This window comes from Rhizobium sp. 01N48 (assembly GCF_056399145.1).
In genome coordinates this window covers 37,953-50,925 of the sequence record NZ_JBFTQT010000010.1, presented here as the reverse complement: position 1 = coordinate 50,925, position 12,973 = coordinate 37,953, and the positions used below count along the sequence as shown (strand labels likewise).

Sequence of the window (12,973 nt, the reverse complement as noted above, 5' to 3'; positions counted from 1 at the left end):
GCTGTGGGAGGCAGCCACCGAGTGTTGCTGAAGCGTCAATTCAGCGCAGGGCAATGTGACGCTAGCGCCGTACGCCCGCTTGCCTCAGGTGACAAGCGCCCTGAGGTGAAAACTGGTTCCATTTTAGATGAAAGCGAGAACTATTTTGCACATGTGCAAACTTTGGCGCGATATTTAGCGCGTAAAATTCGGTATTTCTGGAATTTTCTACTCAGGTATAATGAGATGACGAGGCGCGGTTGAACGCAAAACGCCCGCTCGAAACCGAGCGGGCGTTTGCTGTTCGCGTCAGGCGATCCTTAGTTCGACCCGGAGGCCGCCACCAGAACCGGCTTTTCGCTGTAATCTCTAGGGAACAGCTGCTTCAGCGCCGCGACCTTCGGCAGGTCGTTGATGACGATATAGGGGTAGGTCGGATTGTTCGTCAGGAAGTCCTGATGATACCCCTCCGCGGGATAGAAGCTCTTGCCCGGCTCGATCTTCGTCACGATGGCCGCATCGAAAACCCGTGCCTGGTTCAGCTGGCCGATATAGGCCTTCGCGACCTTGGCCTGCTCGTCATTGGCGGGGAAGATCGCCGAGCGATACTGCGTGCCGGTATCGGGCCCCTGGCGGTTTAGCTGCGTCGGATCGTGCGCAACGGAGAAGTAGATCTGCAGCAGCCGGCCGTAACTGACCTTGCTCGGATCGAACACGACCTTGACCGATTCCGCATGGCCCGTATCGCCGCCGCTGACCGTTTCGTACTGCGCGGTATTCTTGGAGCCGCCGGCATAGCCCGACGTCGCGCTCTTCACCCCGTTCACGTGCTGGAACACACCCTGCACGCCCCAGAAGCAACCGCCAGCAAAGGTCGCCGTCTCGCTGCCGCCGCCGGCCGGCTCGTCCAGAACGGGCGCCGGAATGACCCGCGCCTCTTCGGCGGATGACGGCGTGAAATACATCGCCATACCCGCGGCCAGCACGCCCGCCGCACCAAAGGCGACGATGCGCATCGAGCGCCGTGTGATCGAACCCTTATGATCGGTCATGCCCTTATAATCAGTCATGATGGTCTCCTATCAACCGAAGGTGAAGGCGTAGGCTTGTACGCCGGGATCAAGAAATCGGATTTCGAATGTGTGATCGCCAACAGCGCCCGGCTCGCGGATGAGCTGGTAGAGCCGCTGTGCGGTCACGGTGCCGTTGCCATCGGCATCGGTATCGGCCCCATGCCCGTCACCGGGCGGCTTGCCATCGACGGTCACCTGGAAGCGCACCGGCTTGCCATTGGCGCCAGGACCGAGCACCAGATGCAGATCACGGGCATGGAAGCGGTAGTAGATGCTGCCGTCCTTGTCGTTCAGCGCGGCCTGCTCGGAACCAACGGTCCAGTTGCCCGTCAGGCCCCATTCGTTGAGCCGCGGCGTCGCCGCGACATAGGTATGGGCGGCGTCGTTGACCGTGCCTTTCTGGTCGACGAAGTTTTCGGAGCGCTGCCAGCCGACATAGGTCTCCGGCGATTGCACATCCGCCTGGTTCGATGCGGCTTCCGCACCAGTCGCCTTGACCTGAACCATGTCGGCTGCGACGTTGGCCTTGCCGGCCTCCGCCAGAAGCTGCTGGATCACCCGCTCGGAGCCGTCATAGTCCCCCTCGCCGAAGTGATGATGGCGCACCCGTCCCTCGGCATCGATGAAATAATGCGCCGGCCAATACTGGTTTTCGAAGGCGCGCCAGATGGCATAGTCGTTATCGATGGCGACGGGATAGGTGATCTTGAGATCGCCGATCGCCTTCTTGACGTTGTCGATGTTCTTCTCGAATGCGAACTCCGGCGCATGAACGCCGATCACCACCAGCCCCTGATCCTTGTACTTTTCCGCCCAGGCGCGGACATAGGGAATGGCGCGCAGGCAGTTGATGCAGGAATAGGTCCAGAAATCGACGAGAACGACCTTACCCTTGAGCGACTCCGCCGAGAGCGGCGGCGAATTAAGCCACTGTACGGCGCCATCCAGCGACGGCATCATTCCTTCGACCGGAAGCGCTTCAGTGGCAGCCTTCTTCGGCCCGCCCTTCATCATCATCGCGTTCGAGCCGGCCATCATCGCATTGTTGCCTGAGATCATGGCCGGAGCGTTGCCGGACATCATCATCTGGTTGCTGCCACCAGTCATCGCGTCGCCCTTCATGACGACTGAGCCGGCATTCTCTGCCGCCTGCTGCTGCGGATGCAGCTTGTCGATCAGGCTCTGCTCCAGCGTGCCGGTGCTGGCCAGTGACGCCTGCGTAAGGAAACCGGTGTCGAGGCCGAGACCGATCGCCACCACAGCGGCCAGAACGGCAACGCCAAGCCCGCGACGCACCCATTCGCCGACGCCAAGCGACCGTTTCATCGCTTGGTACACCCGGCCACCGATCAAAAGCGCCAGCGCCAGCGACGTCGCCGCACCAAGAGCGTAGGCGAGCAGCAGCAAGGTCGTGCCGACGCTCGCCCCCTGCAACGCCGCACCCGTCAGGATCAGGCCGAGAACCGGGCCGGCACAAGGCGCCCAGAGCAGCCCCGTCGCTACACCCAACAAAGCCGACGCCGCGACGGTCGATCCGCCGCTTCGGGTACCGCGATCGGCCGATTGCGACAGCCGCGCTCCGAGCGACACCAGTGGCCGCGTCAGATAGTCCGACAGGGCCGGGAAAAGCAGGATGACGCCGAAGACGGCGAGCAACACAAGCGCCGCATAGCGGCCATACTCGTTGGCCTGCACCGCCCAGCCGCCGCCGAGCGCCGCCAGCGTCGCAACGGCCGCAAAGGTCGCCGCCATGCCGACAAGCATCGGCAGCGTGCTGCGCAGAAACGGCTGGCCGGCGCGCGCGAAGACGAACGGCAGCACCGGCAGGATGCAAGGGCTGACGATGGTCAGCACGCCCCCGAGATAAGCGAGAATGAAGAGGATCATGTCAGGTCTCGTTGATCAGGCCGAAGCCGGATGAAATGTCAAAGCGACACCGTTCAGGCAGTAGCGCAGGCCGGTCGGTTGCGGCCCGTCGTCGAAGACATGCCCGAGATGACCGCCGCAGCGGCCGCAGTGAACCGCCTCGCGCACCATGCCGAACTGCGTATCGCGCGTCGTGCCGACGACCTTGGCGTCAAGCGGCGCCCAGAAGCTCGGCCATCCCGTGCCGCTGTCGAATTTGGTCGCGGATGCAAAGCCGTCCTGTCCGCAGCCGGCGCAGGCGAAGTTCCCCTTGCGCTCTTCGTGAAGCAGGGCGCTGGTGAAGGGGCGCTCGGTCCCCTCCTCGCGCAGAACGGCATATTGATCCGCTGTCAGCATCTTCTTCCACTCGGCATCCGTATGGGTGACGGCAAAGGTCTCCGCGGCCGAAACCTTCGAACGACCCAGCACAAGCGGCAGGCCGATCGCGGCAAGGCCGGCACTGAAGAGCAGTCTGCGTCTATTCATCATCTCGTGGTCTCCTCGACGGTATGAAGTGTGTCTGACAACAAGTACGGGCGGCGCAGCCATTTTGTTACGCGCCACACTCGAAATACCTCGCTCTCGCCAAAGCGCCGGCGGGCGCATCAGCAGAGCAATATATTCAAGCGAATACAACGCTATACGAAAGCCAAACCCGCCTTCCGGACAAGCTGCGACTGCCAATTCACCAATATGTGATTGTCTGATGGACGCGCGTCTTGTCGGATCGAACGCTGCGTGGGCGAAATCCGAGACGAGAAACGAGAAAGGCGCCAGCCTTGCAGCCAGCGCCTTTCGCAATAGCGACGATGATGTTCCGGTCAGACCGGACGATGCAGGAAAGCCGGCATGCGGGCGCGCTCAGACAGCGTCGAAAGATAGAGCCGCGCCGTGTCGAGCGCCTCGCGGATCGTCACGTCCATGTCGAGATAGCGATAGGTACCAAGGCGGCCGACGAAGGTGACGCCCTCTTCCTTCTCGGCACGCGTAACATATTGCGCCAGCTGTTCTTTCTCCTCGACCATCCGGATCGGATAGTAGGGAATATCATCAGGCCCGCAGGCACGCGAGAACTCGCGGTAGCAGACCGAACCCTGATGCTCCTCCCACGGAGAGAAATGCTTGTGCTCGGTTATGCGGGTAAACGGCACCGAGGCATCACCGTAGTTCATGACAGCGCAGCCCTGATAGTCGCCATCATAGCTGAAGCGCTCGAAATCCAGCGTCCGGTAACCCAGCCGCCCGGCCTCGTAGGCGAAATAGCCGTCGAGCTGGCCGGAATAGAAGATGTGGCTGGCATCGGCATGCTCGGCGCGCTCGAACCGCGTGCTCAGTTTCACGCTGATATTGGGATGGTCGAGAATGCGGCCGATCATGTCGGTGTAGCCGTTCTCGGGCATGCCCTGGAATTTATGGAAGAAGTAGTTGTCGTCGTAGTTGAAGCGCACCGGCAGCCGCTTCAGGATCGAGGCTGGCAGCTCAGTCGGCGAGCAGCCCCACTGCTTCTCGGTGTAACCCTTGAAGAAGGCCTCGTAGAGATCCTTGCCGACGAAGCGCATGGCCTGCTCTTCGAAGGTCTGCGGATCGGTGATCGTCTTGTCGGCCTGCTCCTCGATGAACGCCTTCGCCTCATCCGGGCGCAGCGTCTTGCCGAAGAACTGGTTGATCGTGTGCAGATTGACCGGCAGCGAATAGACGCGTTCCTTGCTCGTCGTCTTCACCCGGTTCTTGTAAGGCATGAAGGTCTGGAAACCGTTGACGTAGTCCCAGACCTCGGCATCGTCGGTATGGAAGATGTGCGGTCCGTAGACGTGGACCATCACGCCGGTATCGGCGTCGCGCTCGGTGTGGCAGTTGCCGGCGATATGGTCGCGGGCATCAAGGATCTCGACCTTGTGCCCCGCCAGCGCCAGTTCCCGCCCGATCACGGCGCCCGACAGTCCGGCGCCGACGATCACGATCTTTCCATTCCCCTGCATTCTCTAAAGCACCCGTTGCCTGTGGCCTTGCGGCAAGTTGAAACCCCTTGAGCGATCGACCGGCGGCTTTAAGCCGTCGGCTCCGTCCACAGGCGCGTGTCGATGGCAAGCGGCGCGTAGTCGTTCCACTGCGCGAGCTTCTCGCGGTAGTGGCGGCGATAGCTCGCATCATCCTCGAACTCGCTGAGGGTCTGCACGAGCTCGGCGCCGATCTCGTAATAGGCCTCGAGATTGCTGAGGTCAGGCACCGGCGTTTCGCCGCGCTCGGCTTCGCCCTGCATCTGCCAGAACAGCTGTTCCAGACGACGGGCGAGACCCGGAATATCGCGGAGCGCGCTGCCCTCGCGCTTGTCCTTCAGCGACTGGCGGATAGCGGCCAGGCTCGCACGATCCTTGAAGAAGCCGATAGCGCGCGCGACGTAATCGTCCGGCCCGCTGCAGGCGAGCTCCGGCACGCCGGCGGCGGCCACGATGCTGTTGCAGAAGCGCGAGGCAAAGCTCTTGCCCGGAACCGTCAGAACCGGAAGGCCCATGGTGATCGCGTCGCCCGCGGTCGAATGCGCGCCGTAGGGGAAGGTGTCGAGGAAGAGATCGGCAAGCGCGATGCGCGCCAGGTGATGCGCGTTCGCCGCCTTCGGCGCGAAGATGATCCGCTGGGCATCGATACCGGCCTTGACGGCGGCCTGCACGAGGCGGTCGTTCACGGCATCGTCTGCCGCGAGGAGCCACAGCACGCTGCCCGGCGTCGCAGCCAGGATCGTCATCCAGCGGGCAAAGCACGGCTCGCTGATCTTCTGCATGCCGTTGAAGCAAGCGTAAACGAAAGCATCTTCAGGGAGACCAGCCTGCGTGCGCGTCGGCTGCGCGGCGATCTGTCGCTTGCGGTCGATCGGCTGGTTGCAGGCGATCCGCAGAACCTTCTCGGTATAGTAGATCTCGTTTTCAACAGGCACGATCGTCTCGTCGGCGATCATGTACTGGTGCACGGGGCTGCCCATCGAACCGGGATAGCCGCAGAAATTGACGATCACAGGCGCCGGACGATAGGCAAACAGCTTCGTGCGGGCATGCTTCGTGTAACCGTTGACGTCGATCAGGATATCGATTTCGTCCTTGCGGATCAGGTTGGCCGCGTCGGTATCGCTGAGCGCGCTGATATCGCGCCAGCCATCGACGGCCGCCTTGATACGCTCCTGCGTCGCGTCACCGGTGCGCAGCTCGCCGCAGTAATAGCCGAAGATCTCGACCGTCGTCTTGTCGTGCAGCTCCAGCACTTCGCTGAGCGCGAAGCCGACGGCGTGATCGCGCAGATCCGACGAGACATAACCGACGCGCAGGCGCTGGCCAGTGCCGGTCTTCACGCGCGCGGGCTTGCGCGGGAATGCCGAGAGGTTCGGGCGGCCGACGAGCGTCTTGTTGTAGCGATAGGCCTTGGCCAGCTGATAGAGCGGGTCGTCGGCGTAGCAGGAAAGCGTCAGCGTCGACATGGCATCGAGCAGCTGGCGGGCGCTGACGTGAATCGACGGCGTCAGGATCGGCCACTTGCACTGCCGCTGGCGCAGCGACGTCCAGTGCTGCCCGGCTTCCGGCCGGTTCGGCTGCAGCTCGATCGCCTGCCACAGCGTGGTTTCGGCCGCCTCCAGCACGTTGCCGCCTTCGAGAACGCGGCCGATATGCTGCAGCGTCATCAGGCGATGCTCGATGCGCTCGCTGGTGATGTCGCTGGTCATCTCGACATAAGCGCGCCATTGCTCGACAGCCTGATGGCCGAGACCGCAATCCTCGAGCGCGCGGCCGAGGTTGATATGCGCGGGACCGAAGCGGGGATCGATCTTCAGGCAGGCACGCAGCGCACTGATCGCGCCGGCCACGTCGCCGGCATTACGCGACACCACGGAATAGTTGAAATAGGCGAGATGCAGCAACGGATTGCTGTCGTTGAACGCGATCCATGTCTTGTAGAGCTCGGCCGCCTGCTGCCTCTGATCGGCGTTCGCGAGACCTTCCGCGACGGCGATCAGGTCGCCAAGCGACAGGCGTTGATGGCGTGCCTGCTCCAAAATGTTTGCGATTGGAGAGACTTGGCTCGATGCAATGGCGGTGTTCGCGTTCATGGACGTCCTACGGCAAGGCGGCCGGATGGCCTGGTGTCAACAGACGCCGGAAAGCGTCGGGCTCCTTGCTATCGGATAGAGCTTGCGTCGGGCTGGCTGATTGGCCCGCGAAACTATGCAGAACGCCTGATGACAAGGCTGTCTGGCTCAATCTGCCAAAACGCAACACGCCGCCCGATGTGATCGGGCGGCGTCCTTATTTCGGTTTGGTTCCGGCTTACGGGTTCAGCGCTGCGTAGGCTGCGAGAACCGCGTCGACCTGGGCCGAGTTCAGAGCCGGCACCTGCGTCGAGGTGAAGGCGCCCAGCTGATCGCTGTTCATGGCCGCGATGTCTTCGGTCTGCAGTCCGGCCAGAGCCTTGTTGCTGATCGCCGCGATTTCGTCGGTCGTGAAGGTCGAGATGTCCTCGCTGGACATCGCGGCAATCTCAGCCGAGCTCATCACCGCGATCTGGCTGCTGGTGAAGGCCTGAACCTGATCGGAGGTCATTGCCTCGATCTGGGCCGTCGTCAGCGAAACCACCTGGCCGGTCTTCAGGCCAGCGACCTGATCCGTGGTCAGGACCGCGATATCGTCGGTGCTGAGCGCCGCAACCTGCTTGGCGGTCAGGACACCGAGCTGATCGGTGCTCATGGCGACCATCTTGTCGGTCGACAGCGAGGCGATCTGGCTGGTGGTCAGAAGCGCGATCTGGTTCGTCGTCAGAGCCTTGAACTGATCGGTGCTCATTGCCTCAATGCTGGCCGCGGAGAGTTCCGTGATAGCCTTGGTGCTGATGGCCGCGATCTCGTCGGTGGAGAACGAACCGATATCGTCCGTATCCATCGCGCCGATCTGGGCGGCGGTGAGAACCGCGATCTGACCGCTCGTCAGTGCCTTGACCTGATCCGACGTCATGGCGGTGATCTGGTCTGTGGTCAACGAAGAGACCTGGGTCGACTTGAGCGCAGCGACGTTGTCGGTGGTGAGAGCCGCGACTTCGTCGGTGGTCAGTCCCTTGACCTGGACCGCCGTCAGCGCACCGACCTGATCCGAAGACAGGAGAGCGATGTTGTCGGTCTTGATCGCGGCAAGCTGGCCGGTCGTCAAAAGGGCGATCTGGCCGGTCTTCAGAGCCTTGAACTGATCGCTGCTCAGTACGCTGATATCGTCAGTGCTCAGGCCGGTTAGCGCCTTGGTGCTGATCGAGGCGATCTCGTCTGTCGTGAAGGACGAGACACCATCAGTCGACATGGCGCCGAGCTGGGCCGAGTTCAGCACGCCGATCTGGGTGCTGGTCAGGGCCTTGATCTGATCCGACGACATCGCCGTGATCTGCGCCGTGGTGAGAGCGGCCACCTGGTCGGTCTTCAGCAGCGCCACATTGTCGGTGGACAGAACCGCAACGTCAGCAGCGCTGATTGCCGCGATCTGCTTTGCTGTCAGAGCGCCGATCTGGTCGCTGCTGAGGGCACCTGCCTTATCGGTCGTGAGCGACGCGATCTGAGAGGTGCTGAGCAGTGCCACCTGACCGGTGGTGAGCGCAGCGAACTGGTTGGTGTCAAGCGCCTCAAGCGTGTCTGTCGACAGAGCCGCGATGATCTTGGTGTTGATCGCCGCGATTTCGTCGGTCGAGAAGGTCGCGATGTCATCGGTGGACATTGCAGCGAACTCGTCGGCGGTCAGAACACCGACCTGACCGCTGGTCAGGGCCTTGATCTGGTCGGAGGTCATGGCGCCGATCTGCGTGTTGTTCAGAGCGGAAACCTGGCCCGAGCTCAGCAGGGCGATGTTGTCGGTGCTGAGTGCCGCGACTTCGTCCGTGGACAGTGCCGCGATCTGCTTTGAGTTCAGGGCGCCGACCTGTTCGCTGCTCAGAAGAGCGACGTTGTCGGTGGACAGCGCGGCGATCTGGCCGGTGCTGAGCAGAGCGATCTGGCTCGACTTCAGAGCCTTCACCTGGTCGCTCGTCAGCGCGTTGACATCGGCGGTGCTCAGACCGGCAAGTGCCTTGGTGCTGATGGCCGCGATTTCGTCGGTCGAGAACGAGGTGATGTCGTCGGTGGTCATGACCGCGAGCTGGGTCGAGGACATTGCACCGATCTGGTCGGCGGTCAGTGCCGTGACCTGATCAGCCGTCAGCGCATTGAGCTGGTCGGTGGTCATGGCCGCGATCTGGCCGGTCTTCAGAAGAGCGACGTTATCCGTGGAGATGACGGCGATGTCATCCGTGGTCAGAGCGGCGATCTGCTTGGAGCTCAGGGCGCCGAGCTGATCGCTACCCATTGCAACCATCTTGTCGGTCGAAAGCGATGCGACCTGGCTGGTGGTGAGCAGCGCCACCTGGCTCGACTTCAGGGCGGCGAACTGCACCGTATCCAAAGCTTCGAGGCTGTCGGTGGAGAGCTGTGCGATGACCTTCGTGCTGATCGCGCCGACTTCGTCGGTCGAGAACGTCTGGATGTCGTCGCTCGACATTGCACCGATCTGGGCAGCCGTCAGAACCGCGACCTGACCGGTCGTCAGTGCCTTGACCTGATCGGTGGACATGGCATCGATCTGAGCCGTCGTCAGTGCCGCTACCTGCGTGCTCTTCAAGAGACCGACATTGTCGGTCGAGATCGCGGCAACGTCATCCGTCGACAGCGAAGCGAGCTGGCTGGTGCTCAGCGCCAGGATCTGGTCGCTCAGCAGCTTGGTGATGTTGTCGGTCGTCAGCGCGTTCAGCTGGATCGTACCCATGGCGGCGATCTGGCTGGACTTAAGGGCAACGACCTGGTTGCTGTCGAGAGCGTTGACGGCATCCGTGGTGAGACCCGAGAAAGCCTTCGTGCTGATTGCAGCGATTTCGTCGGTGCTGAAGGTCGCGATGTCCTCGCTCGACAGAGCATGCAGCTGACCGGAGGTCAGTGCGCCGACCTGCGTGCTGGTCAGAGCCTTGACCTGGTCGGACGTCATCGCGTCGATCTGCAGGCTGCTCAGCGAGGCAATCTGCGTCGTCTTCAGGATGGCGACATTGTCGGTCGTCAGGGCAGCAAGCTCATCCGTCGAGAGAGCGGCGATCTGCTTGGAGTTCAGGGCACCGACCTGGTCGCTGCCGAGAGCAGCCACCTGATCCGTCGTCAGCGATGCAACCTGGCTGGTGGTCAGAAGCGCGATCTGGGTCGACTTCAGAGCCTTGACCTGATCGCTATCCAGCGCAGCGAGGCTGTCGGTGGACAGCTGTGCGATGGCCTTGGTGCTGATCGCGCCGATTTCGTCGGTCGTGAACGTCTTGATGTCGTCGCTCGACATCGCGCCGACCTGGCCTGCGGTCAGGGAGCCGACCTGTACGCTCGTCAGGGCCTTAACCTGGTCGGTGGACAGGTAGCCGATCTGAGCCGTCGTCAGGAAGGCGATCTGTGCCGTCTTCAGAATTGCGACGTTGTCGGTCGAGATAGCGGCAACGGCGTCGCTGGAGAGACCGGAGATCTGCTTGGAGGTCAGGGCGCCGACCTGGTCGCTCTTCAGGAGAGCGATGTTGTCGGTGGAGATGGCACCGAGCTGAGCGCTGCTCAGAAGGGCGATCTGGCTGGACTTCAGCGCGACGATCTGGTCGCTGCTCAGTGCAGCAACGTCGTCGGTGGAGAGACCCGTCAGAGCCTTGGAGCTGATGGAGGCGATTTCATCCGTGGTGAACGAGCCGACGCCATCCGTCGACATTGCGCCGAGCTGTGCGGAGCTGAGAACGCCGATCTGGCTGCTGGTCAGGGCCTTGACCTGGTCGGACGACATCGCAGTGATCTGTGCCGAGCTGAGCGCCGCGACCTGCGTGGTCTTGAGGATAGCGATATTGTCGGTCGTGAGCGCGCCGATTTCGTCAGCGGTGAGCGCTCCGATCTGCTTGGAGTTCAGGGCGCCGACCTGGTCGCTGGTCAGGAGAGCGACGTTGTCGGTGCTGAGCGCGGCGATCTGGCCGGTGCTGAGCAGAGCGATCTGGCTCGACTTCAGGGCGATAGCCTGGTCGCTTTTCAGAGCGCCGATCGCGTCGGCCGACAGGCCGGAGAGAGCCTTGGTGCTGATCGCTGCGATTTCGTCGGTCGTGAAGGTCGCGATGTCGTCGGTGCTGAGGGCAGCGAGTTCCGACGAGGTCATCGCACCGATCTGGGCGCTGGTGAGTGCGGAGATCTGCTCGGAAGACATCGCGCCGATCTGGCCGTTGTTCAGAGCGGCGATCTGGCCCGTCTTCATGGCGGCAACGTTGTCGGTGCTGAGAGCGGCGACATCATCGGTGGTGAGAGCTGCAAGCTGCTTCGAGGTCAGGGCGACGACCTGATCGCTCTTGAGCGCTGCGACCTTTTCCGAACCCAGCGATGCGACCTGTGAGGTGGTCAAGAGAGCGATCTGGCTGGACTTGAGCGCTGCGAACTGCGTGGTGTCGAGGGCTGCGAGCGTCGCGGTCGAGAGGCCGGCCAGCGTCTTGGTGCTGATGGCGGCGATCTCGTCGGTGGTGAAGGTCGCGATGTCTTCGGTGGTCAGCGCGCCGAACTGTGCGGAAGAGAGAACAGCGGTCTGCGAGGAGCTGAATGCGCCGACCTGGTTGACGTCGAGTGCTGCGAGCTGGTCGGTGGTGAGGGCCGCGACCTGTGTCGTCTTCAGCGCGACGATCTGGTCGGTCGAGAGCGATGCGATGACGTCGGTGGAGAGCGAGGCAAGCTGCTTGGAGCCGAGAGCGCCAATCTGTGCGCCGGTGAGAACACCGAGAAGATCGGAATTCAGCGCGCCGAACTGGGAGCTGCTGAGAAGAGCGATCTGGCTGGTCTTGAGCGCGATGATCTGGTCGCTGTTGAGCGCTGCCATGCTATCGGTGGTAAGGCCGCTAAGAGCCTTGGTGCTGATGGCCGCGATCTCGTCGGTCGAGAACAGAGCGATGCCGTCGGAGGAGATGGCGCCAAGCTGAACCGAGGTCAGTGCAGCGGCCTGCGAGGAGGTGAACGCAGCGACCTGGTCCGTGGAGAGGTTGGCGATCTGTGCGGAGGAGAGCGCGCCGAGCTGCGTGGTCTTCAAAACGGCGATCTGGCCGGTCGTGAAGGCAGCGACGTCTTCCGTACCCATCGCAGCGATCTGCTTGGAGGTAAGAGCGGCAACCTGGCCGGTCGAAAGAGCGCCGATCTGCTCGGACGAGAGGTTCGCGACTTCAGTGGTGGAGAGAGCGGCGACCTGCGCGGTGGAGAAGCCGCCGAGCTGTGCCGTGGAAAGAACTGCCAGCTGCTCGAGCTTGAGGCCAACCAGCGCGGTCGCCGTTACGGCGCTCATCTGCTGGGAGGAAAGAGCAACGAAGTCCTGGGTTTCGATCGCGCCGAGCTGCGTGGAGCTCAGTGCCTTGATCTGCGTTGTCGTGAGCTGTGCCACGTCATCGGATGTCAGGTTCGCGATCGCGGTCGTCGACAGCGCCCGGATCTGATTGACGGTCAGAGAAGTTACAATGGAAGTCATGGACGAGCGCCCCTCGCGTTAGCTGATCAAAAGACATCATCCCGCTTCGTCGGTCAGACGCGCGCAGCCGCACTTAAGCCAGCCACACGGCGTCGTCGGCATCGACGATCCGGGTTTCCTGTCGGAACAAAATTGGGTCAAACTAAACATGGCTCGGACGAGCCAGCGCAAAAGGAGGGCATCATGCGCCCAGAGCCAAAGCGGCTCTGATCCCTACGCCAGTGAACGCGAAATTCTTAACCCCCGGCACCATTTACCAGCGTCCATCATGGACCCACCGGCCAACCGCGCCCCTCGGCAGAGCTATCGCGAGCAGTAAAACTCTTATTCGGCAGTCTTTAATTTCGAGTTAACGTCGACTGTAGCTGAGCTGCACTCTTGTTACAGATTCGGTCGCCGGAAGTTTAAATCGCCATTTTTTTAGATGCAATTGGCACACTACGTAATTTTTTAAGCCGAAACCGGACA

General features: G+C 62.2%; 6 protein-coding genes. All 6 read right to left on the bottom strand.

Annotated elements, in window-relative coordinates; genetic code table 11:
• Positions 1–299: 299 nt before the first annotated feature.
• Positions 300–1,049 (bottom strand): peptide-methionine (S)-S-oxide reductase MsrA, encoded by a 750-nt coding sequence (msrA, locus tag AC1DOG_RS18670; protein ID WP_477930127.1) that lies wholly within the window; start codon positions 1,047–1,049, stop codon positions 300–302.
• A 12-nt stretch (positions 1,050–1,061) separates the two neighbouring features.
• Positions 1,062–2,939 (bottom strand): cytochrome c biogenesis protein DipZ, encoded by a 1,878-nt coding sequence (locus AC1DOG_RS18665; protein ID WP_477930124.1) that lies wholly within the window; start codon positions 2,937–2,939, stop codon positions 1,062–1,064.
• A 15-nt stretch (positions 2,940–2,954) separates the two neighbouring features.
• Entirely contained in the window at positions 2,955–3,446 is a 492-nt protein-coding gene (msrB, locus tag AC1DOG_RS18660; RefSeq protein WP_018897004.1) for a peptide-methionine (R)-S-oxide reductase MsrB, read from the bottom strand.
• Between the two features lie 332 nt (positions 3,447–3,778).
• Entirely contained in the window at positions 3,779–4,936 is a 1,158-nt protein-coding gene (gene glf / locus AC1DOG_RS18655; protein WP_477930122.1) for a UDP-galactopyranose mutase, read from the bottom strand.
• 68 nt (positions 4,937–5,004) lie between these two features.
• Positions 5,005–7,050: an O-linked N-acetylglucosamine transferase, SPINDLY family protein gene (locus AC1DOG_RS18650; RefSeq protein ID WP_477930120.1), complete on the bottom strand. Its 2,046-nt coding sequence runs from the start codon at positions 7,048–7,050 to the stop codon at positions 5,005–5,007.
• Between the two features lie 217 nt (positions 7,051–7,267).
• Positions 7,268–12,505, bottom strand: coding sequence for a beta strand repeat-containing protein (locus tag AC1DOG_RS18645; protein WP_477930118.1), 5,238 nt, complete (start codon positions 12,503–12,505; stop codon positions 7,268–7,270).
• Positions 12,506–12,973 lie beyond the last annotated feature (468 nt).

Coding starts and splice junctions, on each gene's coding strand:
- AC1DOG_RS18645 (WP_477930118.1), bottom strand. CDS start 12,505: ATGACTTCCATTGTAACTTCTCTGACCGTCAATCAGATCCGGGCGCTG.
- glf (WP_477930122.1), bottom strand. CDS start 4,936: ATGCAGGGGAATGGAAAGATCGTGATCGTCGGCGCCGGACTGTCGGGC.
- msrB (WP_018897004.1), bottom strand. CDS start 3,446: ATGATGAATAGACGCAGACTGCTCTTCAGTGCCGGCCTTGCCGCGATC.
- AC1DOG_RS18650 (WP_477930120.1), bottom strand. CDS start 7,050: ATGAACGCGAACACCGCCATTGCATCGAGCCAAGTCTCTCCAATCGCA.
- AC1DOG_RS18665 (WP_477930124.1), bottom strand. CDS start 2,939: ATGATCCTCTTCATTCTCGCTTATCTCGGGGGCGTGCTGACCATCGTC.
- msrA (WP_477930127.1), bottom strand. CDS start 1,049: ATGACTGATTATAAGGGCATGACCGATCATAAGGGTTCGATCACACGG.